This is a genomic window from Azospirillum palustre (assembly GCF_002573965.1).
Classification (GTDB): Bacteria; Pseudomonadota; Alphaproteobacteria; order Azospirillales; family Azospirillaceae; genus Azospirillum; species Azospirillum palustre.
The window spans coordinates 225214-246279 of record NZ_PDKW01000037.1; the positions used below are offsets into that span (position 1 = coordinate 225214).

The following is a 21066-nucleotide window of genomic DNA, read 5'->3' on the forward strand; positions in this document are numbered from 1 at the left end:
GATGCACATGGGCACAGTCAATCGACCCAATCAGATCCTGCTCGACGTGGCGGACCTGCATGTCGCCTACGGCAAGGCCGAGGTGGTGCACGGCGCCTCCTTCCGGGTGCATGGCGGCGAGTTCGTCGTCCTGCTCGGCCGCAACGGCGCCGGCAAGAGCACGATGCTGCACGCCATCTCCGGCCTGATCCCGAAGAAGGCCGGGCGCGTCACCATGGCGGGGGCGGAGATCGGTGCGGCGACGCCGCGCGACATCGTGCGCTCCGGCGTCGTCCAGGTGCTGGAGGGGCACCGGGTGTTCGGCGGCCTGTCGGTGGAGGACAACCTGCTCCTCGGCACCTACGCGCGGGCATCGCGCGGCGACCGTTCCAAGCTCGACCGCATCTACGCCCTGTTCCCGGAACTGGCGGAACGCCGGACCCAGCAGGCGTCGCGCCTCAGCGGCGGCCAGCAGCAGATCCTGGCGGTCGGGCAGGGGGTGATCGGCGATCCCAGGCTGCTGATCCTGGACGAGCCGTCGGGCGGGCTGGCGCCCATCGTCATCGACCGCATCCTCGACGTCGCCAGCGACCTCTGCAAGGGCGGCATGGCGATCCTGCTGGTCGAACAGCTGGTGGAGAAGGCGCTGCGCCACGCCGACTACTGCTACCTCACGGAAACCGGGCGGATCGTCGGGGCGGGCACGCCGTCCGAAATCCAGAGCAGCGACCTGTTGCAGCGCGTCTATCTCGGCGGGGCGCACTGATCCGGGGAACGCGGTGGGGCCGACGCCCCTGTCACCAAGATTTCGTCCCCGGGATTCTGGCCCCGCGACGCCGCCCCCTTGCCAGCGAGAGACCATCATGAAGATCACCGCCATCGAGGCAATTCCGATTGCCATCCCCTACCGGCACAACGGTCCGGTCACCGGCTTCGGCGGCGCGCTGTGGACCACCGCCAACTACCTGATCCTGCGCGTCGAGACCGACGAGGGGCTGACCGGCTACGGCGAGGCCTTCGGCTACAACGTCATCCCGGTGACCAAGACCTTCATCGAACGGACCCTGGCGCCGCTCGCCATCGGCCGCGACGCGACCGACATTGCCGGGCTGATGGAGGATCTGAAGAAGACGCTCCACATCTTCGGACGCGGCGGCGTCACCCAATATGCGCTGAGCGGCCTCGACATCGCGCTGTGGGATCTCGCCGGCAAGCGGGCCGGGCAGCCGGTCTGGAAGCTGGCCGGCGGCCATGCGCGGGGGCAGGTGCCGGTCTATGCCAGCCTGATGCGGCTGACCGAGCCGGACATCGTCGCCGCCTCCTGCACCCAGGCGCTGGAGCGCGGCTATCGCGAGATCAAGCTGCACGAGAAGACGGTCGAGGCGGTTGCCGCCGCCCGCCGCACCGTCGGCGACGGCGTCGAGCTGATGCTGGACGTCAACTGCGCCTGGGATGTCGGGACGGCGGTCGAGATGGCGCAGGGGCTGGCCCCCCACCGCCTGAAATGGCTGGAGGAGCCGGTCTGGCCGCCCGAGGATCTGGACGGGCTGGTCAGGACGCGCCGTGCCGCGCCGGTTCCTATCGCCACCGGCGAGAACACGGCGAACGCCTGGGCGTTCAAGCCGCTCGCCGCCTGCGAGGGGATCGACTATCTCCAGCCCAGCGTCACCAAGGTCGGCGGCATCACCGAGTTCCTGCGCGTCGGCATGCTTGCCGAGCTGAACGGCCGGACGCTCGCCCCGCACTCGCCCTATTCCGGTCCCGGCTTCCTGGCGACCCTGCACATGACCGCGGTCTTCGGCGGGATCGGCGCCATCGAGCGGCTCTACATCGATCTGGACGCCCCGGTGTTCGGCGAGGTCGGCCTCCCGCGCCCCGACGGCACCATCGCCATTCCCGACGGCCCCGGACTGGGCGCCGATCCGGACCCGGACATCCTCCGCCGCTACCGGCTCGACCTCTGACCTCCACAAAGTCCGCAGTTGGACATCGGGGGCCGGCAACAGGGAGACACATGGTGAGCGACACCAGCCAGATCCTGGTCGATACGGCGACCAGGCTTTTCGAAGAACAGTTCACCGCCAGGCAGCGCGTGGCGGCCGAATCCGGCCAGTGGCTCGACGCGCAGTGGCAGGCGGTCGAGGATATGGGGCTTCCGCTCGCCCTGGTGCCGGAGGAGGCCGGCGGCTTCGGCCTGCCGGTGGTGGAGGCGCTGGATCTGATCCGCCTTGCCGGCGCCTTCGCGGTGCCGCTGCCGCTGGCCGAAACCATGCTGGCGAACCGCATCCTGGCGAATGCCGGGCTGGAGCTTCCCGGCGGACCGCTGACCCTGGCGCCGGTGCGTCCGGACGACCGGCTGACCCTGGCGCGGCGGGACGGCGGCTGGCTGTTGTCGGGAACGGCGCACCGGGTGCCCTGGGGCCGCGTCGCCGCCACCGTCGTGCTGGCCCGCTGCGAAGACCCCTGCGGCGATGCCGGCCAGGACGGACAGAGCTTCGCGGCTCTGGTGCCCGCCGGGCAGGCCGACACCGCGCCGGACGTCAATCTGGCGAAGGAGCCACGCGACAGCCTGCGCTTCGAGACGCTGCTGCCGGCGGAGAGCGTCGCCCCCTCGCCGGGCATCGCGCCGGCGGAGCTGCACGCGCTGGGCGCCGCGGTCCGCAGCATCGCGATGGCCGGGGCGCTGGGCCGCGTCCTGGCGATGACCACCGCCTATGCCAACGAGCGCAGCCAGTTCGGCCGGCCCATCGGCAAGTTCCAGGCCATCCAGCAGCATCTCGCCGTGCTGGCCGGGCAGGCCGCCGCCGCCCGTGCGGCCGGCGACATCGCCGCCGAGGCGGTGGCGCAGGGCGGGTCCCTGCTGCCGATTGCGGCGGCCAAGCTCCGCTGCGGCGAGGCGGCCGGCGTCGCGGCGGCCATCGCGCATCAGGTGCATGGCGCCATGGGCTTCACCCATGAGCACAGCCTGCATTTCTTCACCAAACGCCTGTGGTCCTGGCGCGACGAGTTCGGCGGGGACGGGGAGTGGGGCCGCCTGATCGGGCGGGAGGTGGCGCGCGCCGGAGCGGACGGGCTCTGGCCGCTCGTCACCGCCGCCTGATCCCACCGGTGCCATCGAGGAATTGACCATGGATCTGATCGCCTTTCCGCCCCCTCCCGACACGGATGTCGAGGGTCTGCGCGCCGAGGTCCGCGCCTTTCTGGCGGAGGAGCTGGCCACCCGCCGCCCGCAGGACCGCTCGCGCTCCTGGAGCGGCTTCGACGCCGACTTCAGCCGCAGGGTCGGGCAGCGCGGCTGGATCGGCATGACATGGCCGAAGCGCTATGGCGGGCATGAGCGCAGCGCTCTGGAACGCTATGTCGTGCTGGAGGAGATGCTGGCCGCCGGGGCGCCGGTGGCGGCCCACTGGTTTGCCGACCGCCAGAGCGGACCGCTGCTGCTGAAGGTCGGCACCGAGGAGCAGCGCCAAGCCATCCTGCCGCGCATCACCGCCGGCGAGTGCTTCTTCTGCATCGGCATGAGCGAGCCGGATTCCGGTTCCGACCTCGCCGCGGTGCGGACGCGCGCGGTGCCGGTCGACGGAGGCTTCGTCGTCAACGGCACCAAGCTGTGGACGACCTACGCCCACCATGCCGACTACATGATCCTGTTCTGCCGGACCGGCAGTGCCGACGACCGGCATGGCGGCACCAGCCAGTTCCTGGTCGATCTGAAGACGCCGGGCATCGCCATCCGCCCCATCGCCGATCTGGCCGGCGAGCATCATTTCAACGAGGTGGTGTTCGAGGACGCCTTCCTGCCCGCGACAGCCCTTCTGGGCCAGCTCGGAGACGGCTGGAACCAGGTCGTCGGGGAACTGGCGTTCGAGCGCAGCGGGCCGGAGCGTTTCCTGTCCTCCTTCACGCTGCTGGTCGAACTGGTGCGGGCGCTCGGCCCCAGCCCGTCGGACCATGCGGCGGCGGCGGTCGGCCGCCTGACCGCCCATCTCCTGGTGCTGCGGCGCCTGTCGCGCTCGGTCGCCGGCATGTTGCAGATGGGGGAGAATCCGGCATTGCAGGCGTCGCTGGTCAAGGATCTGGGCGCGATCTTCGAACAGGAGATCCCGGACATCGCCCGCCAGCTGGTCGATGCGGAGCCGTCGCAGCAATCCACGCGGGATTTCTCCGCGGTGCTGGCCCACACGATCCTCAACGTGCCGTCCTTCTCCCTGCGCGGGGGAACCCGCGAGATCCTGCGGGGCATCATCGCCCGCGGCCTCGGCCTCCGCTGACCGGCGGCCGGAACCCGCTTATCGACATCGAAACACGAAAGGAAGGCGCGATGACGACTCTCGTGCTGGTGGACAACGACGACGGTATCGTCACGCTCACCCTGAACCTGCCGGAGCAGCGCAACCCGATCTCCGATCCGGAGATGATCGAGGCGCTGGTGGAGACGCTGAGCGGTCTCGACGCCGACATGGCGACCCGGGTGATCATCATAACGGGGGCCGGCGGCGCGTTTTCGTCCGGCGGGAACGTGAAGAAGATGGGGGAAAGCGGCGGCCTCAACGACAAGGTCGCCGCCCAGACGCGCCGGAACTACAAGCTGGGCATCCAGCGCATCCCGCTGCTGCTGGAGGCGATGGAGGTTCCGGTGATCGCGGCGGTGAACGGTCCGGCCATCGGTGCCGGCTGCGACCTCGCCTGCATGTGCGACATACGCATCGCTGGCGAGAGCGCACGCTTCGCCGAGAGCTTCGTCAAGGTCGGGATCGTCCCCGGCGACGGCGGCGCTTGGCTGCTGCCGCGGGTCGTCGGCTTTTCCAAGGCCTGCGAGATGGCGTTGACCGGCGACGCCATCGACGCGGCGGAGGCGCTCGCCTGCGGTCTGGTGTCGCGCGTCGTTCCCGATGCGGAGCTGCTGCCCCAGGCGCGGGCGATGGCCGCGCGGATCGCCGTCAATCCGCCGCATGTGGTGCGCATGACGAGGCGCCTGCTGCGCGAAGGCTGGACGGTCAAGCTCGACACGCTGCTGGAGATGTCCGCCGCCATGCAGGCGCTGGCGCATGCGACCGCAGACCACAAGGAAGCCATCGCCGCGCTGCTGGGCAAGCGTCCGCCGAACTTCACCGGCACTTGAGGCGGGCGGACTTCAGGGCTTTTCGATTTTCTGACTGCGTCCCGTCGTCCGTGCCGGCTAGTCCCGCGTGGCGTCGTCGCCGTCGGTGGAGGAAGCACCGAGCCCGAGCTGGCGCATGCGCCGCCACAGCGTCGCGCGGCTGATGCCCAGTTGGCGCGCCGCGTCCGCCCGATTGCCGTGGGTGCGGGACAGGGCGCTTTCGATGACAGCCCGTGCGTCGTTGCCGTCCCCGCCGGCTGCCCCGTGGCTGTCCCGACCGGTCGGCCTGTCCTGTGCGAGCGGTTCGAGAAACAGCTCCGGGCAGTCATGGCGCAGGATCCCGGCGGGAATGTCCTCGACGGTCCCGAATTGCAGCACAAGCATGGTCAGGCGCTCGCAGATGTTCTCCAATTCGCGCACGTTGCCCGGCCACCGGTAGGTGGCGAGCCGAAATTTCAAAGGCTCGACGACGACCGAAGGCGCCAGCCGCAGCCCGGTGCGCTCCAGGCAGGCGGCGACGAAGCCCTCGGCCAGCACCGGCACATCCTCCACCCGGTCGCACAGCGGCGGCAGGCGCAGGCGCAGCGTGTTCAGCCGGTACAGCAGGTCGGCCCGGAACGCGCGCTGCGGCACCAGCTCCTCCAGCGGCTGATGGGTGGCCGCAATCACCCTGAGATCGACCGGCACCGGCATGACGCTGCCCAGACGCACGATCTCGCGCTCCTGGAGCACGCGCAGCAGCCGGGTCTGCAGGGCCAGCGGCATGTCGCCGATCTCGTCGAGGAACAGCGTGCCGGTGTGCGCCGCCTCGAACAGCCCGACCTTGCCGCCCTTGCGCGCGCCGGTGAAGGCCCCCTCCTCGTGGCCGAACAGCTCCGATTCCAGCAGGGATTCGGGAAAGGCCGAGCAGTTGATCGCCACGAAGGGGCGGCCGGCGCGCGGGCCGAGATTGTGGATGGCCTGGGCGAACAGCTCCTTCCCCGTCCCGCTGTCGCCGGAAATCAGCACCGTCAGGTCGCTCGCCGCGAAGCGCCGCGCGGTGGCGCGCGCCTGCTCGATGGCCGGACTGCCGCCACGGATGTCGTCGAGCGTGTAGCGGGTCGTCCGGTTGGAGCGGCGCCGGGTCTGGGAGCGCAGGCTGACGTCCGCCTCGCTGATGGCGCGGGCATCATAGACGGTGATCATGGCGCCGGTGACCTGCCCATGCTCGCGGATCGGGATGCGGTTGGCGATCCAGTCGCGGCGGCGGAAGGTCAGGACGCGGCCCTTTTCCGCCTCGCCGCTGCCCAGCACCCCGCGCAGGGACAGTTCCGGCGCCACCTCCGCCGCCACCCGGCCGAGAATGGCATTCGGGGGAAAGCCCAGCAGGGCCTCCATCGCCGGATTGACCGCCGTCACCCGGTCGGCCGGATCGACGGCCAGCACCGCCTCCTGGACATTCCGGAGCACGCCGTTCAACTGGCTGTAGCGGGCGTTTTCCAGCCGGGCGATGCGGGCCATTTCCAGCGCGTCGTCCAGCCCCTGGCGCACGCCCGCCACCGAATAGGCCAGGATGCCCTCCATCCCCAGCCGTTCGGTCGCCTCGACCACCACGCTCGACCCGATGATGACGGGAAAGCCGCGCTCCGCCATGCCCTTGACGCAGGCGACGGCCTCGTCAGGGGTCTCGTAGCAGCCCTGCTCCACCTCGGTCCGCAGCAGCCCCTTGATGGCGTCCAGTTCCGGGATGATGCGGCGGTGCATGACGATGCCGACCCGGTTCGACCGCTCCCGCGCCTTCAGCAGCGCCAGCAGGATGTCGTAGCCGCCGACCTTGATGGTGGCGACCGGCGACTTCACGGTGCTGCGCAGGTAGCTGGCATTGGCACCGGCGCTGACGAAGGCATCCACCGCGCCCGACGCCTCGCGCTCCCGCGCCACCGCCAACGCCGCTTCATAAGCCTGGTCGATCACCTCGATCTCGGCACGCTGGGCGTATTCGTCCAGAACCGCACGCGCCAGCCGGGTGAGGTGGCGGTAGCTGAGGAAGCACAGCCGCAACCGCCCGGTGTTCGGATAGCCCAGCGCCATCGGCATGGTTCCTTCCTTCCGGCCATCGCCCCTCGAAGGGGCCGGCGGCGTCGCGCCGGGACCGTCGCGTTTCATCCGTGTTGCAAACGAACGTTTCATGACAGGTTTCATCGCAACAGGCCAGTTGTTTCATGAAACGCCCTTTCCGGTCCGGCAATTCGCCAAACCATTGAAACAGAATAAGAAGCTCATCCGGCACCGGACTGGCACGGCGCTTGCTGTTTGATAAGCGAACAAACATTCCGCAAACGAAGCATCTGGGGCGAGGGGCATGGCACCATTGAACGGCATCCGGCTGATCGACCTGACGCACATGTTGTCCGGTCCCTACGGCACCATGCTGCTGACCGATCTGGGGGCCGAGACGATCAAGGTCGAACCGCCGGGCCGGGGCGAAGGGACGCGGCAGCTGCTGGCCGGCGATCCCGACTATTCCCGGCATGGCATGGGGGCCTATTTCCTCACGCTCAACCGGGGCAAGCGCAGCGTCTGCATCGACCTGAAAAGCGAGGAGGGGCGGGCGGTCTTCCTCGATCTGGTCCGCAAGAGCGACGTGGTGTTCGACAATTTCAGCGCCGGGGTGACGGAGCGGCTGGGCATCGATTTCGCGTCGCTGTCGGCAGTCAACCCGCGCATCGTCACCTGCTCGGTCACCGGCTTCGGCGGCGACGGTCCCGATCCGAACCGGCCCGCCTTCGATCAGGTGGTGCAGGCGATGGGCGGCGGCATGAGCATCACCGGCCTGCCCGACGGGCCGCCGCTGCGCTCCGGCATCCCCATCGGGGACCTGGGCGGCGGGCTGTTCGGCGCGCTGGGCGTGCTCGCCGCGTTGCAGGAGCGGGAGCGGACCGGCGTCGGCCGCCATGTCGACGTGTCGATGTTGGACGTGCAGATCTCGCTGCTGAACTACATGGGCACGATGCATCTGATGTCCGGCCATGTGCCGGAACGGCTGGGCAACGGCCATTTCGTCCATGTTCCCTACAACACCTTCAAGACCGCCGACGGCCACATCATCATCGCCTGCATCGGCGACGCCTTCTTCGAGCGGCTGCTGCCGGTCATCGGACGGCCGGAGCTGGAGGCGCCGGACTACCGCCTGCAACCCGCCCGCTACGCCGACAAGGAGCGGATCGAGCGGATCGTCGGGGAGGAGCTGGTCAAGGACAGCTCCGCCAACTGGCTCGCCCGGCTGCGCGAGGCGCGGGTGCCCTGCGGTCCGGTCAACGACTTCGCCCAGGCGATGTCCGATCCACAGGTGGTCGCCCGCGACATGGTGGTCGAGGTGCCACTGTCGCAGGGCGGCACGGTGCGGATGCCGGGCAACCCGATCAAGCTGTCGGGAGGCAAACAGTCCGGTCGCAAGCCCGACCGCTTCGCCGCGCCGCCGGAGCTGGGCCACGACACCGACGAGGTTCTGGAAACGCTGCTGGGCTACGGGCCCGAGCGCATCGGCGAACTGCGCCGCGCCGGACGGGTGGGGTGAGCCATGGACCGCCTGCTGTTGACCGAGGTCGCCCCGCGCGACGGACTGCAGAACCAGCCGACCCTCGTTCCCACCGCGGGCAAGCTTGAGCTTATCCGGCGGCTGGCCGAGGCCGGGCTGACGCGGATCGAGGCCGCCAGCTTCGCCTCGCCCAAGGCGGTGCCGCAGATGGCCGATGCCGAGGAGATCGTCGCCGGAACCCGCTCCCTGCCGGGGGTCGAGGTTTCCGCCCTTGCCATGAACGGACGGGGACTGGACCGGGCGCTGGCCTGCGGAACGCCGCAGATCGCCACGGTGGTGGCGGCGACGGAGGGGATGAACCGGCGCAACATCAACATGACGCTGGAAAGGGCGACCGCCGCCGCCGAGGAGGTGATCGGCCGCGCCCTGGAGGCGGGCATCGCCGTGCGCGCCTATGTCGCCGTCGCCTTCGAATGCCCGTTCGAGGGGCCGGTGGAGCCGGCTGCCGTCGTCCGGCTGGCGGAGCGCTTCGCCGCCATCGGGGCCGGCGAGGTGGTGATCGCCGACACCATCGGCGCCGCCGCTCCCGGCCAGGTGTCCGCCCTGCTGCGGGCGCTGCTTCCCAGCCTGCCGGCCGAGCGGATCGGCATGCATTTCCACGACACGCGCGGCTTCGGCATCGCCAACGCCCATGCCGCCATCGAGGCGGGCATCCGCCGGTTCGACGCCAGCGCCGGCGGGATCGGCGGCTGCCCCTTCGCCCCCGGCGCCGCCGGCAACCTCGCCACCGAGGATGTCGTGCTGCTGGCCGAGAAATCAGGCCTCGCCACCGGCGTCGATCTGCCCACCCTGATCGACGCGGTCGATGTCGCCGGACGCCTGCTGGGCCGGCCTCTCGGCGGGCGGGCCATGCCCTGGCTGAGACGCAGCCACGCGCAGGCCTCCGGAGATCCCCGTTGAGTGCATACCGGAATATTCGACATCATTTGGACTGCCAATAATTAAGACGCAAAAGGGAATAAAGTCCTCAACGATCCAATGAAAAGCAGGGAGGAGCTTGGTCATGAGTTTGACAACCGGCATGGACCGACCGGCCGCCGCACTGGTGGCGCGGGCAGCCGCCTCCACCGTGGGAAGCCTGTTCCTTTCCACCGCGCGGCTCTATCCGCACCGCATCGCCATCGAGGATGACGGCCAGGACAAGGCCCGCATCCTGACCTTCACCCAGCTGGCCGAACGGGTGAACCGCAGCGCCTCGGCGCTGGCGGCGCTGGGGGTGACGCGCGGCGCCCGCGTCGCCGTGCTGTCCGAGAACCGGCTGGAATACATCGAGACACAGCTCGCCTGCGCCCTGCTGGGAGCGATCACCGCCTGCCAGAACTGGCGTCTCAGCCCGCGCGAGCTGGAGCACTGCATCGGCCTCGTCGCGCCGACGGCGATCCTGGTCTCGCCCCGCCATACGGGCATCCTGTCGGACACCGCCACCGCCGGCATTCCGGTGATCCAGTTCGGCGCGGAGTGGGAGCGCCGCCTTGCCGCCGCCTCCGCCGACACGTTGCCGGACGTCGCCGAGCCGGAGGATCCCCTGCTGATCCTCTACACCAGCGGCACCACCGGCCTGCCCAAGGGGGCGGTGCTGACCCATCGCAGCCAGCTGGCCCGCATGACGGCGGCGCCGTTCGATTTGGGGGTGCGGCCGGGCAACACCAACCTGTGCTGGCCGCCGCTCTACCACATGGGCGGCACCGAGCCGGCGCACTATGCCCTGCTGACCGGCGGGCGGGTGATCGTGCTCGATGCCTTCGATCCCGACCGGATCGCCGACAAGATCGAGACCGAGCGGTTCGAATGGGTGTCGATCATGCCGGGCACGCTGGGCCGGATGATCGAAGTGCTGGAACGGCGCGGCGTCAGGCCGCTCGGCCTGCGCACCTGCGGCGTGATGGCCGACCTGTCGCCGCCCGCCGAGGTGGCGCGGCTGAGCGAACTGCTGGGCGCCGACTTCCTCAACTGCTTCGGATCGACCGAGACCGGCACCCCGCCGCTGTCCGGCCGCCAGCTTCCCCGCGGCGCCACCGGCGACCTCGGCAAGGCACCGAGCGTCGGCGCGGAAATCCGGCTGGTCGACCCGGACGACAATGACGTTCCCGACGGCGGCATCGGAGAACTCGCCATGCGCGGCCCGACGCTGTTCAGCGGCTATTGGAACAACGAGGCGGCGACCCGGCAGGACTTCCGCAACGGCTGGTTCCACATGGGCGACCTGCTCCGCCGCCGGCCGGACGGACTCTACGATTTCGTCGACCGCGCCAAGTACCTGATCAAGTCGGGCGGCGAGAACATCTACCCGGCGGAGATCGAGCGCGTTCTGGTCGGCCATCCCGACGTGCGCGATGCCGTGGTCGTGCGCCGGAAGGACGCCCGCTGGGGCGAAATCCCGGTGGCGGTGGTGGTGTCCGCCAACCCCCGCCTGGAGGCCGCCGAACTGTCCGCCCTGTGCCGGCGGGAGCTGGCCGGATTCAAGCAGCCCAAGGCCATCCACTTCGTGCCGCCCGAGCGCATCGTCCGCTCCACCACCGGCAAGGTGCAGCGCGGCGCCATCGAAAGCTGGGTCGAAAGCTGGGCCGATAGCCAGACGGTGGAGCCATCATGAGCGACAGCCTGTCCACCTATGCCGCCGCCGCCACCGGCGACGATGCCGCCGAACTCGACGCGCTGGTCCGCACCGTGAGCGGCTTCGTCCAGACCTCCCTGCGGCCGCACGAGGAGGCGGTGGACCGCGCCGACGATGTCGATCCCGGCCTGATGCGCGACCTGCGCCGGTCGGCCGCCGATCTCGGCATCTACGGCTACAACATGCCGGAGGACATCGGCGGGCCGGGGTTGAGCCGGGTCGCCATCTCGGCCATCGACGAGGCGACCGGCCACACCAGCATGCCGCTGGCCGAGGCCTGCGGCCATCTGCCGGGATCGCTGCTGTTCGCCGACGCCGCCCAGCGCGACTGGTTCGTCGGGCCGCTGATGCGCGGCGAACGCACCGTCGCCTATGCCCTGACCGAGCCGGACGCCGGGTCCGACCTGAACGCGCTCAGGACGCGGGCGCGGCGGACCGATGGCGGCTGGCTGCTGTCGGGCGCCAAGACCTTCATCTCGCATGCGGAGACCGCCGACCACACCATCGTGCTGGCGGTGACCGACCGCGACGCGCCGCTGAAGGGGCGGCTGACCACCTTGATCGTGCCGCGCGGGGCGCAGGGCTTCACCATCGAGCGCCGGTTCCGCAAGCTGGGCTGGCACGGCTACCACCTCTCGGCGCTCAGCTTCGACGACTGCTTCGTGCCGGACGACCATGTGCTGGGCGCGCCCGGCGCCGGCTTCGGCGTGATGATGGCGACCATCAACAACGACCGGCTGTTCGTGTCCTGCCGCTGCGTCGGCATGGCCCAGCGGCTGATCGACCTGGCGGTGCCGCACGCCCGCGACCGCACCACCTTCGGCAAAAGGCTGGCCGACCATCAGGCCATCGCCTTCATGCTGGCGGACTGCGACGTGGAGATCGATGCCGGCCGGCTGCTGTGCGCCAAGGCGGCGCGCCTGTCGGACCAGCAACATCCCGACGCCCGCATCGCCGCCTCGCGCGCCAAGCTCTACTGCACCGAGATGGTCGGGCGGGTGGCCGACCGGGTCCTCCAGATCTTCGGCGGGGCCGGCTTCATGGCCGACCTGCCGGTGGAGCGCATCTATCGCGACGCGCGCGGCTTCCGCATCGGCGAGGGCACCTCGGAGATGCAGCGGCTCCAGATCGCGCGCAGCCTGATCGACCGGATGTGAGGACAATCGCGGATGGAAACCACGCTTCTGGCCCAATCCCTGCTACTGGCCCTGACCACCGCCGGGCTCTACGCCGCCATCGCCTCCGGCCTTACCCTGGAATTCGGCGTCACCGGCATCATCAACTTCGCCCATGGCGAGTTCGTCATGCTGGGCGCCTTCCTGACCTATTTCCTGTACGAGGCGGCGGGCGTGCCGCCGCTGGCCGGCATGCTGCTCGCCGGTCTGGCGATGACGGCGCTGTCCTGGCTGGTCTTCGACGGCTTCCTGTCGAGGGTGCTGAAACAGGACGAGCACAACCAGATCCTCGCCACCATCGGGCTGTCGATCCTGTTGATCAATCTGGCGATGATCGCCTGGACACCGGACGCCCGGGTGATGCACGCCCCGCCCCTGCTGCCGGCGTTGCATCTCGGCGACGTCATCGTTCCCGGCAACAATCTGGTCGTGCTGCTGGTCGGCATCGCGCTTTATGCCGGGATGATCTGGTTCATGCGGCACACCCGCCAGGGGCTGCTGCTGCGTCTGGCCGCCGACGACCCGCAGCTGGCGGTTCTGGCCGGGGTGGACGTGACGCGGATGTTCCGCCTGTCCTTCCTGATCGGCGGGCTGACGGCCGGCGTCAGCGGCGGTCTGGTGGCGCTGATCCTCTATGTCCAGCCGCTGGTCGGCGTCGATCTGGTGATGCGCGCCTTCGCCATCGTGGCGCTGGGCGGGCTGGGCAGCATCGGCGGCGCGCTGATCGGCGCGGTGCTGCTGTCGGCGGCCGAGAACCTGACCGCCACCTTCGTGCCGGGCGGCGGAAGCTGGGGCTACGGCGTCGCCTTCGTCATCATCGTCCTGGTGCTGGTCGTCCGGCCCACCGGCCTGTTCGGATCGGAGCGGCGCGCATGAAGACCGGATTGACGCGGCTCCTCCCCTATATCCTCATCCTCCTGGTCACGCTGGCGCTGGTCTGGATCGACAAGCCCTTCTGGATCCAGCTCGCCATCGGCGTCGCCATCACCGCGATCACGGCGCTTGCCTGGGACATCCTGTCGCGCACCGGCCAGGTGTCGCTGGGGTCGGCGGCTTTCTTCGGCGTCGGGTCCTACACGCTGGCGATCTTCGAGCCGCTGATCGGGCTGACGCTGGCCTGGATCGCGGTCGTGGTGGTCTGCGCGCTGGCGGCGACTCTGCTCGGCCTGCTGACCCTGCGGCTGCGCCGGATGTATTTCGCCATCGCCACGCTGGGATTCGCCCTGTCGATGCAGGTGCTGGTCGTGGTCTTCCCCGACTGGACCGGCGGCTCGGGCGGCATCGCCCCGCCGGTGCTGGCGGACGGCGACCCGCGCTGGCAGCTCGCGCTGATCGGGCTTCTGCTGCTGGCGGCGGTGGCCCTGTCGGACGCGCTGCTCGGCCTGCGCTTCCGCCCGGCCTTCTTCATGATCCGCACCAAGCCGGAACTGGCCGCGGCCAGCGGCGTGCCGGTGGTCCGCATGAAGATCTTCGCCTTCATCGTCTCGGGCGTGCTGATCGGTCTGGCCGGCGCCTGCTATGGCGGTCTCTACGGCTATGTCGTGCCGACCGACGTCTTCACGACCAACTGGAGCGTGCTGCCGCTGGCCATCGCCACGCTGGGCGGCATGGACACCACCGTCGGCCCGCTGCTGGGCGCCATCGCGCTGAAGGCGCTGGAGGAGGTGGCCCGCTCGGTGATCGGCGGCACCGGCTATCAGGTGGTCTACGGCGCCGTGATCATCCTGTTCGTCATCGGCATGCCGCAGGGGATCGTCGGCCTGCTGCGCAAGGCCGGAACGCTGGCCGGACGGCGGACCGCGGCCGGCGAGAAGAAGAAGGAGCGGGAACGCCATGCCTGACACAGCCTCTCCCGACATTACCCGGCCCGATCCCACCCGGCCAGATCCCGCTCGGCGGTCTGCACAGCCATCCGGCGGTGCCATTCTGGCGGTCGAGGATCTGACCGTGGCCTTCGGCGGCCTGAAGGCGCTCGACGGGGTGTCGCTGTCCATCGCGGCGGGCGAGATCACCGGCCTGATCGGCCCCAACGGCTCGGGCAAGAGCACGCTGGTCAACACCGTCTCGGGCCAGCTTCCCGTCCGCGGCGGACGCATCCGCCTGCATGGCGGCGACGTGACCGGGCGGCGTCCCGACCGGATCGTCCGCGCCGGGATGGCCCGCACCTACCAGATCCCGCGCGTTCCCCCCACCCTGACCGTCGAGGAGGTGCTGTCGGTTCCGCTGCTCTATGCCGGGCGCGACCGCCACCGGCTGCCGGGGCTGGGCGACGCCGCCGCCATCGCCGCCTTCTGCGGGCTGGGTCCGCTGTTCCGCCGTCACTGCGGCGACCTGTCGGTGACCGATCTCCGGCGGCTGGAGATCGCCCGCGCGCTGGCCTGCGCGCCCGACCTCTTGCTGCTGGACGAGGCGATGGCCGGCCTGTCGCACGAGGATTCGGTGGAGGTCATGGGCCTCATCCGCAATGTCCACGAACAGGGGATCAGCATCGTGATCATCGAGCATCTGATGCGCGTCATCACCACCCTGTGCCACCGGGTCGTGGTGCTGAACAATGGCCGCCTGCTCGCCGAAGGGGCGCCGGCCACGGTGCTGGCCGACCAGGCGGTGCGGGAAGCCTATCTGGGCAAGGGGTTCGCCTCATGAGCCGCTTCGTCGGACGGATCGGCGGCGCCTCCTACGACCGCCTGCGCGTCCTCCACCAGCTCGACATCGCGGTGGAGAGCGGACACATGCTCGTGATCCTCGGTTCCAACGGCGCCGGCAAGACCACGGCGCTGCGGGCGCTCGCCGGCACCGTCGCCACCAGCGGCCGCCATCTGGCGCTGGACGGCGAGGATTTGAGCGGCTGCGCGCCCTGGCAGCTTCCGGCCCATGGCGTGGTGCTGGTCCCGGACGGGGCGCGCTGCTTCCCGAACCTGAGCGTCGAGGACAATCTGCTGGGCGCCCATGGCGCCGCGGCGGGTCGGCGGCGGCAGGCGCCCTACGGGCAGCTGCGCGACATGGTGTGCGGCTATTTCCCGATCCTGCGCGACCGCAGCCGCCAGATCGCCGGAACCATGAGCGGCGGCCAGCGCCAGATGCTGGCGATCGGCCGCGCCCTGATGGCCGAGCCGTCGGCCCTGATCCTGGACGAGCCCTCGGCCGGGCTGGCCCCGATCATCGTCGAGGAGCTGTTCGTGACGCTTGCCAAGATCAAGCGCGAGACCGGCTGCGCCATCGTCATGGCCGAACAGAATGTCGGCTACGCCACCCACATCGCCGACCATTGCGTCGTGCTGGAGGAGGGGCGGACCGCCCTCTCCGGACCGATGGCAGAAGTCGTCACCCATGAAAAGCTGCGCAGCGCCTATCTGGGCATCTGACGCAGCGGAAACGGAGGATACCCCATGCCGGCAGTCGGTTCCGACGTCGTCATCGCGGGCATCGGCGAAACCCCCGTCGGTCGCCTGCCCGGCTGGTCGCCGGTCGAAATCCAGGCGGCGGCCGTTCTCGCGGCGCTGCGCGACGCGGGCTTCGCCCTGTCCGATCTCGACGGACTGATCAACCTCGATCCCTACGCCACCCCGAACAGCATGTTCTCGTCCACGCTGGCCGAGCATCTGGGCGTGGCGCCCCGCTTCGCCTGCACGGTCGACGTCGGCGGCACCGTCACCGGCATGACCATGCTGCAACAGGCGGTCTGGGCCATCGAAAGCGGCTATTGCGACGTGGCCGCCTGCGTCTATGGCGAGAACGCCCTGACCGGCCGCCCCGCCGGCGCCCAGGGCCTGCACATGCACAATCTGCTGGGCGGGGAAGAGTGGGAAGAGCCGTTCGGCCTGCACGGCATGGTCATCCCCTATGCCCTGCTGGCCCAGCGTTATCTCGACCTCTACGGCGCCACCGACGCGGATCTGGCGGCGGTCGCTCTGGTCACGCGCCGCCACGCCCTGCTCAACGACAACGCGCAGATGCGCAAGCCGATGACGCTGGAGGATTACCGGGCCAGCCGCCTCATCAGCAGCCCGCTGCGCCTGTTCGACTGTTCGCTGGTGTCGGACGGCGGCGGCGCGCTGGTTCTGACGCGGGCCGGACGGGCGCCGCAGGGCCGCGGCCGTGGCGTCGCCATCCGCGCCATCGGCATGAAGACCACCCACAACTCGGTGGCCCTGATGCCGGACATTCCCGGACTGGGGATGGCCGCCGCCGGTGCCGACGCCTATGAGGCGGCGGGGATGGGGCCGGAGGACATCCAGATCGCCAACCTGCACGACGCCTTCACCATCTCGGTCCTGGTGTCGCTTGAGGCGCTGGGATTCGCCCGGCCGGGGGAGGGCGGGGCGCTGGTCCGGTCGGGCGCCATGGATCTCGGCGGCAGGTGGCCGCTGAACCCGCATGGCGGCCTGCTGTCCCAGGCCCACATCGGCGGGATGCTCCACATCACCGAGGCGGTGCGCCAGCTGCGCGGCGAGGCCGGGCGGCGGCAGGTGGAGGGCGCGCGCCGGGCGCTGGTCAGCGGCAACGGCGGCATCTTCTCGGTCTGCGGCGCCATGATTCTGGAGAAACCCTGATGCTGGATCTGCTCGCCACCCCGCCGAACCCGACGGGGGCCAGCGCCCCCTTCTGGGACGCCTGCGACCGGGGAGAGCTGCTGTTCCCCAAATGCGGACGCTGCGGCCATCTCTTCTACTACCCGCGCCGGCACTGTCCGCTCTGCGGCGACCCCGGCCTCGGCTGGCAGCGGATGTCGGGCCGGGGCACCGTCTTCTCGCACAGCCATGTCCATGTCGCCTTCCAGGGCGGGGCGTGGGACGGCCAGCTTCCCTACACGGTGGTGCTGGTCGATCTGGCCGAAGGCCCGCGGATGCTCAGCCGGCTGATCGGCGGCGATGCCGCGGCCGTGCGGAGCGGCGATCCCGTGTCCGTCGTCTTTCCCCAGATCGGCGAGCGCCGATACCCCTTCTTCGAACGCGCCGCCGCCGGCTGAACCGGCGGAGACCACCCGCGGACAACGACCATAAAAACAGGAGGAAACCATGCGCTTCGTGAAACGGCTGGCGGCCGGCGCCGCAGCATTGGGCATCGCAGCACTGGCGATGACCGGCCCGACCCCGGCCGCCGCCCAGACGGCGGAGCCGATCCGGATCGGCGTGCCGCTGCCGCTGACCGGCGTGCTGGCGGTGGGCGGCCAGACCATCCTGGCCGGCGTGCAGTTCGCGGCGGACGAGATCAACGCGGCCGGCGGCCTGCTGGGCCGTCCGGTCTCCCTGCTGATCGAGGACACCAAGAGCGAGCCCAACACCGCCGCCACCATCGCCTCCAAGATGGTGACCGAGGACAAGGTCTACGCCTTCGTCGGCGGATACGGCAGCACGGCGGACTTCGCGCTGCTCTCCAGCGTCAAGCGCTACAAGCCGCTGTTCATCCACACCGGGTCCTCGTCCGTCCGGCTGGAAAAGACCTTCGGCACGGAGGACTGGTATTATCACGTCTACATCTGGGATTATCACCGCCAGAAGGCGGCTTCGAGCTTCCTCGCCTCCATCGATCCCAAGGTCAAGACGGTGGCTCTGGCCTATGAGGACGGGCTCTACGGCGCCGATGCGGCCAAATATGCCGAGGAATATCTGACGAAGGCCGGGATCAAGCTGGTGATGAAGGAACCGTTCAAATCCGGCTCGCCCGACTTCTCGCCGGTCCTGACCCGTGTCAAGTCGCTGAACGCGGATGCCTTCTTCTCCGTAGGCTATTCGGGCGACAACCTCCAGCTCGTCCGCCAGATGAAGAGCCTGGGGATCAAGCCGAAGCTGACCATGGTGGTCTCGGCCGGCGACCGCCGCGCCGACTATGGCGACATGAGCGAGGGGCTGACCATGATCACCGAATGGTCCACCGCCGACCGCACCCCGGCCGCCGCCGAGCTGATCCGCAAGGTGGAGGCCAAGGGCCAGACCATCGCCCCCGTCTTCCCCCAGGGCTATGTCGGCATGATGACCTTGGCCAAGTCCATCGAAAGCGCCGGAACGCTGGATCAGGACAAGGTGCGCCAGGCGCTTTCCACCGCCACCTTCGACACCCCCTACGGCAAGATCGGCTACCGGCCGTCGGAGGGCGGCGGGCTGCACCAGCTTCTGTCGGACGAGACGATGGTCATCGTCCAGCATCGCAAGGAGGGCGAGGAGATCGTCTATCCGGCGGCCAAGGCAAGCGGCAAGCTCGTCTATCCGGCACCGTGAGATGACGGTCCGCTTCGAACGGCGCGGAACGGTCGGGCTGATCACGCTCGCGAAGCCCGACCGCCACAATGCGCTGGCCGCCGATCTGGTGGCCGGCCTGCTCGCCACGCTCGACCGGCCCGAGGCGCGTCAGGCCGCCGCGCTGGTCATTGCCGGCGACGGCCCGTCCTTCTGCGCCGGGGCAGACATCGGCGACCTGCTGGACGCCGGCTGGATGACGCCAGCGCCTGCCGGACCGACGCCGATGGATGTGTTCGAGCGGCTGGACGGCCATCCCCGCCCGACCATTGCCGCCGTCCATGGCCGGGCGCTCGGCGGCGGGTTCGAGCTGTCGTTGTGCTGCGATCTGGTGGTCGCGGCGGCGGACGCCGTCTTCGCGCTGCCCGAACTGGGGCTGGGGGTGGTGCCCAACACCGGGCTGGCGCGGCTGGCGCAGATCGCCGGCCCGCGCCACGCCCTGGACCTGATCCTGACCCGCCGCCGCATCGGGGCGGAGGAGGCGGCGGCATTGGGGCTGGTCTCCCGCGTCGTCCCGCCCGGAAGCGCCGTGGACGCCGCGGTGGAACTGGCGCGCGCCATCACCGACGGGGCGCCGCCGGGGGCCATCGCCACGGTCAAGCGCGCCGTGCGCCGCGCCGCGCCCCTCGACTGGACGGCGGTGCGCACGATGCTGGCCGAGCTGCCCCCCGGCGAATGGGCGGAAGGGCTGGGCGCCTTCCGCGACCGGCGGCGGCCCGATTACAGCGAATTCTGGAGGACATCGGATGCGTGACGCCAAATCCTTCCAGGTCTTCGACCTGCATCATCATGTCGGCTCGCTCGACATTGTCGGCGGCGGAGCTTCGGGCGGCGTGACTGCAGATGCCGAACAGCGGATCGCCTTCATGGACCGCTACGGCATCGCCCAGGCCCTGCTGATGCCGTCGAACGGCTATCAGGCGCCGAACGGCATCGCCGACACCCGCCGGGTCAACGATTCCGTCGCCGAATACCGCGACCGCTGGAGCGACCGTTTCCCGGCAGCGCTCGCCACCGTATCCCCACTCGAAGGGGATGCGGCGCTGGACGAGATCGACCGTTGCATCCAGGTCCTCGGGATGAAGGGCATCGTCTGGCACCACCGCTTCCAGGGCTGCGCCATCGACCATCCGCGCATGGACGCGCTGCTGGAGCGCGTGCGCCATCACGGCGTGCCGGCCTTCATCCACATCATCGGCGATTCGAAACTGGAATCGCCATGGAAGCTGGAGGTGCTGGCCGAACGCTTCCGCGACGTGCAGTTCGTAGCACTGGACGCCTTCTCGTCCCCCGATTTTGCGCATTGGATGCCGCACATCGCGCGGCGTCATCCGAACATCCTGTTCGACACCGGGGTGATGGTTACGGTTTCCCACATGATCGAGCGTTTCGTGCGCGAGGCCGGCGCGCACCGGCTGCTGCTGGGCACGGATTTCTACTCCTCGCCCAAGCTGTTCAGCGTTCCTTTCCCCCTGCTGGAGATCCTGGCCTCCGACCTGACCGACACGGACTGCGCGGAGATCCTCGGCGGCAACGCCCGCCGCCTGCTGGGGCTTGCCTGAGAAGCCGGCCCGGGCGGTGGCATCGACCTGCCGCCGGGCCGACGTGACGCGCTTCATCCGCCGCTGTCGGCTCCCGCGCCAATTCTCCAGTCCTGGCGCGGGGGCTGACGGAACCATTGAGCGATTTAAGATGAATGCATTAAATTTCCATAATAAATCTTATGTGTTTTTTATTCGTGAGCGGGTAGGTTCTATTCTGAAGTGCAACTTTCTTGTAAGCACAGGGGTTTACGGGTGGTGAGCGCTGATGGGTGAGCAGTATTCGCAGATCGATTTTGCCGAGCGGCGCCGTATCCAGGACATGCACGACGCCAAGATGCCGGTGACAGCGATCGCGGCGGCTCTGGGTCGTCACCGCTCGACCATCCACCGGGAACTCCGGCGCAACTTCTATCACGACCCGTTCCGGGATCGCTGGGGCAAGGAGTACAAGGGTTACTTCTGCACCAGCGCCCAGAAGTATGCGCGGGATCGACGTGCACGGCGTCGACTGAAGCTGGCGCTCAAGCCAGCTCTGCGCGATCACGTTATCGCCAAGCTGCACGAGGGCTGGTCGCCACAACAGATTGCCGGCCGCCTCAAACTGGATGCTTCTGATGGCGCGACAGTGTCTCACGAGACGATCTACCGCTTCATCTACGGTCCAGATGGCCGAACCCTTAATCTCTATGCGCTCTTGGCCGTCGCCCGGCGTCGGCGTCGCAAACGCATGGTGCGCAAGCCACGCAACAGTCCGATCCCCGCTGAGCGCTCGATCGCCAATCGTCCGGCCGAGGTGGAGACCCGGCAGAGTTTCGGGCACTGGGAATGTGACTTGGTGAT

General features: G+C 69.4%; 21 protein-coding genes. 20 read left to right on the forward strand and 1 reads right to left on the reverse strand.

All coding sequences use genetic code 11. The features are described 5' to 3' along the window. Position 1 precedes the first annotated feature (1 nt). The 5 genes from CRT60_RS02925 to CRT60_RS02945 all read left to right on the forward strand — a co-directional run bounded on the left by CRT60_RS02925 (position 2) and on the right by CRT60_RS02945 (position 5101). Positions 2-745, forward strand: a complete 744-nt coding sequence (locus CRT60_RS02925) for an ABC transporter ATP-binding protein (protein ID WP_098734955.1) — start codon at positions 2-4, stop codon at positions 743-745. Positions 746-842: 97 nt separating this feature from the next. Continuing rightward, on the forward strand, positions 843-1943 hold the full coding sequence (locus CRT60_RS02930) for a mandelate racemase/muconate lactonizing enzyme family protein (protein WP_098734956.1): 1101 nt from the start codon (positions 843-845) through the stop codon (positions 1941-1943). Between the two features lie 50 nt (positions 1944-1993). Beyond that, entirely contained in the window at positions 1994-3079 is a 1086-nt protein-coding gene (locus CRT60_RS02935; RefSeq protein WP_244592232.1) for an acyl-CoA dehydrogenase family protein, read from the forward strand. Positions 3080-3107: 28 nt separating this feature from the next. Continuing rightward, complete coding sequence (locus tag CRT60_RS02940; protein ID WP_098734957.1) at positions 3108-4250, forward strand: acyl-CoA dehydrogenase family protein; 1143 nt, start codon at positions 3108-3110, stop codon at positions 4248-4250. Positions 4251-4300: 50 nt separating this feature from the next. After that, complete coding sequence (locus tag CRT60_RS02945) at positions 4301-5101, forward strand: crotonase/enoyl-CoA hydratase family protein (protein ID WP_098734958.1); 801 nt, start codon at positions 4301-4303, stop codon at positions 5099-5101. A gap of 57 nt (positions 5102-5158) precedes the next feature. Here the strand turns inward: CRT60_RS02945 and prpR are convergent, their stop codons facing one another. Beyond that, on the reverse strand, positions 5159-7156 hold the full coding sequence (gene prpR, locus CRT60_RS02950; protein WP_204561626.1) for a propionate catabolism operon regulatory protein PrpR: 1998 nt from the start codon (positions 7154-7156) through the stop codon (positions 5159-5161). A 91-nt stretch (positions 7157-7247) separates the two neighbouring features. Here prpR and CRT60_RS37455 point away from each other — a divergent pair, with 91 nt between their 5' ends. The 15 genes from CRT60_RS37455 to CRT60_RS03020 all read left to right on the forward strand — a co-directional run. Next, entirely contained in the window at positions 7248-7376 is a 129-nt protein-coding gene (locus CRT60_RS37455) for a hypothetical protein (protein WP_280177189.1), read from the forward strand. Positions 7377-7421: 45 nt separating this feature from the next. Next, entirely contained in the window at positions 7422-8636 is a 1215-nt protein-coding gene (locus CRT60_RS02955) for a CaiB/BaiF CoA transferase family protein (protein ID WP_098734959.1), read from the forward strand. Between the two features lie 3 nt (positions 8637-8639). Next, the gene (locus CRT60_RS02960) at positions 8640-9557 is read left to right on the forward strand and encodes a hydroxymethylglutaryl-CoA lyase (protein WP_098734960.1); all 918 of its coding nucleotides are present in this window, start codon (positions 8640-8642) and stop codon (positions 9555-9557) included. Between the two features lie 103 nt (positions 9558-9660). Continuing rightward, the gene (locus CRT60_RS02965; protein ID WP_204561628.1) at positions 9661-11250 is read left to right on the forward strand and encodes a class I adenylate-forming enzyme family protein; all 1590 of its coding nucleotides are present in this window, start codon (positions 9661-9663) and stop codon (positions 11248-11250) included. Beyond that, on the forward strand, positions 11247-12428 hold the full coding sequence (locus CRT60_RS02970; RefSeq protein WP_098734962.1) for an acyl-CoA dehydrogenase family protein: 1182 nt from the start codon (positions 11247-11249) through the stop codon (positions 12426-12428). Before CRT60_RS02965 ends, CRT60_RS02970 begins: the two co-directional genes overlap by 4 nt. A gap of 12 nt (positions 12429-12440) precedes the next feature. Next, entirely contained in the window at positions 12441-13322 is an 882-nt protein-coding gene (locus tag CRT60_RS02975; RefSeq protein ID WP_098734963.1) for a branched-chain amino acid ABC transporter permease, read from the forward strand. Beyond that, on the forward strand, positions 13319-14287 hold the full coding sequence (locus CRT60_RS02980; protein ID WP_098734964.1) for a branched-chain amino acid ABC transporter permease: 969 nt from the start codon (positions 13319-13321) through the stop codon (positions 14285-14287). The genes CRT60_RS02975 and CRT60_RS02980 overlap by 4 nt, the downstream gene beginning before the upstream one ends. Continuing rightward, the gene (locus tag CRT60_RS02985; protein ID WP_098734965.1) at positions 14280-15092 is read left to right on the forward strand and encodes an ABC transporter ATP-binding protein; all 813 of its coding nucleotides are present in this window, start codon (positions 14280-14282) and stop codon (positions 15090-15092) included. Before CRT60_RS02980 ends, CRT60_RS02985 begins: the two co-directional genes overlap by 8 nt. Beyond that, the gene (locus CRT60_RS02990) at positions 15089-15811 is read left to right on the forward strand and encodes an ABC transporter ATP-binding protein (RefSeq protein ID WP_098734966.1); all 723 of its coding nucleotides are present in this window, start codon (positions 15089-15091) and stop codon (positions 15809-15811) included. Before CRT60_RS02985 ends, CRT60_RS02990 begins: the two co-directional genes overlap by 4 nt. Positions 15812-15835: 24 nt before the next feature. After that, positions 15836-16999, forward strand: coding sequence for a thiolase family protein (locus tag CRT60_RS02995; protein WP_098734967.1), 1164 nt, complete (start codon positions 15836-15838; stop codon positions 16997-16999). Continuing rightward, the gene (locus tag CRT60_RS03000) at positions 16999-17415 is read left to right on the forward strand and encodes a Zn-ribbon domain-containing OB-fold protein (protein WP_098734968.1); all 417 of its coding nucleotides are present in this window, start codon (positions 16999-17001) and stop codon (positions 17413-17415) included. The genes CRT60_RS02995 and CRT60_RS03000 overlap by 1 nt, the downstream gene beginning before the upstream one ends. A 49-nt stretch (positions 17416-17464) precedes the next feature. Continuing rightward, the gene (locus tag CRT60_RS03005) at positions 17465-18664 is read left to right on the forward strand and encodes an amino acid ABC transporter substrate-binding protein (protein ID WP_098734969.1); all 1200 of its coding nucleotides are present in this window, start codon (positions 17465-17467) and stop codon (positions 18662-18664) included. 1 nt (position 18665) lies between these two features. After that, positions 18666-19436 (forward strand): enoyl-CoA hydratase/isomerase family protein, encoded by a 771-nt coding sequence (locus CRT60_RS03010; RefSeq protein ID WP_098734970.1) that lies wholly within the window; start codon positions 18666-18668, stop codon positions 19434-19436. Next, the gene (locus CRT60_RS03015; protein ID WP_098734971.1) at positions 19429-20244 is read left to right on the forward strand and encodes an amidohydrolase family protein; all 816 of its coding nucleotides are present in this window, start codon (positions 19429-19431) and stop codon (positions 20242-20244) included. Before CRT60_RS03010 ends, CRT60_RS03015 begins: the two co-directional genes overlap by 8 nt. A 247-nt stretch (positions 20245-20491) precedes the next feature. Then, on the forward strand, positions 20492-21066 hold a 575-nt coding region (locus tag CRT60_RS03020; protein ID WP_143273079.1), incomplete at its 3' end, for an IS30 family transposase.

Coding starts and splice junctions, on each gene's coding strand:
- CRT60_RS02940 (WP_098734957.1), top strand. CDS start 3,108: ATGGATCTGATCGCCTTTCCGCCCCCTCCCGACACGGATGTCGAGGGT.
- CRT60_RS02985 (WP_098734965.1), top strand. CDS start 14,280: ATGCCTGACACAGCCTCTCCCGACATTACCCGGCCCGATCCCACCCGG.
- CRT60_RS02925 (WP_098734955.1), top strand. CDS start 2: ATGCACATGGGCACAGTCAATCGACCCAATCAGATCCTGCTCGACGTG.
- CRT60_RS02930 (WP_098734956.1), top strand. CDS start 843: ATGAAGATCACCGCCATCGAGGCAATTCCGATTGCCATCCCCTACCGG.
- CRT60_RS02990 (WP_098734966.1), top strand. CDS start 15,089: ATGAGCCGCTTCGTCGGACGGATCGGCGGCGCCTCCTACGACCGCCTG.
- CRT60_RS03005 (WP_098734969.1), top strand. CDS start 17,465: ATGCGCTTCGTGAAACGGCTGGCGGCCGGCGCCGCAGCATTGGGCATC.
- CRT60_RS02960 (WP_098734960.1), top strand. CDS start 8,640: ATGGACCGCCTGCTGTTGACCGAGGTCGCCCCGCGCGACGGACTGCAG.
- CRT60_RS37455 (WP_280177189.1), top strand. CDS start 7,248: ATGACAGGTTTCATCGCAACAGGCCAGTTGTTTCATGAAACGCCCTTT.
- CRT60_RS02945 (WP_098734958.1), top strand. CDS start 4,301: ATGACGACTCTCGTGCTGGTGGACAACGACGACGGTATCGTCACGCTC.
- CRT60_RS03015 (WP_098734971.1), top strand. CDS start 19,429: ATGCGTGACGCCAAATCCTTCCAGGTCTTCGACCTGCATCATCATGTC.
- CRT60_RS03000 (WP_098734968.1), top strand. CDS start 16,999: ATGCTGGATCTGCTCGCCACCCCGCCGAACCCGACGGGGGCCAGCGCC.
- CRT60_RS02970 (WP_098734962.1), top strand. CDS start 11,247: ATGAGCGACAGCCTGTCCACCTATGCCGCCGCCGCCACCGGCGACGAT.
- CRT60_RS02935 (WP_244592232.1), top strand. CDS start 1,994: ATGGTGAGCGACACCAGCCAGATCCTGGTCGATACGGCGACCAGGCTT.
- CRT60_RS02955 (WP_098734959.1), top strand. CDS start 7,422: ATGGCACCATTGAACGGCATCCGGCTGATCGACCTGACGCACATGTTG.
- CRT60_RS02980 (WP_098734964.1), top strand. CDS start 13,319: ATGAAGACCGGATTGACGCGGCTCCTCCCCTATATCCTCATCCTCCTG.
- CRT60_RS03010 (WP_098734970.1), top strand. CDS start 18,666: ATGACGGTCCGCTTCGAACGGCGCGGAACGGTCGGGCTGATCACGCTC.
- prpR (WP_204561626.1), bottom strand. CDS start 7,156: ATGCCGATGGCGCTGGGCTATCCGAACACCGGGCGGTTGCGGCTGTGC.
- CRT60_RS02965 (WP_204561628.1), top strand. CDS start 9,661: ATGAGTTTGACAACCGGCATGGACCGACCGGCCGCCGCACTGGTGGCG.
- CRT60_RS02975 (WP_098734963.1), top strand. CDS start 12,441: ATGGAAACCACGCTTCTGGCCCAATCCCTGCTACTGGCCCTGACCACC.
- CRT60_RS02995 (WP_098734967.1), top strand. CDS start 15,836: ATGCCGGCAGTCGGTTCCGACGTCGTCATCGCGGGCATCGGCGAAACC.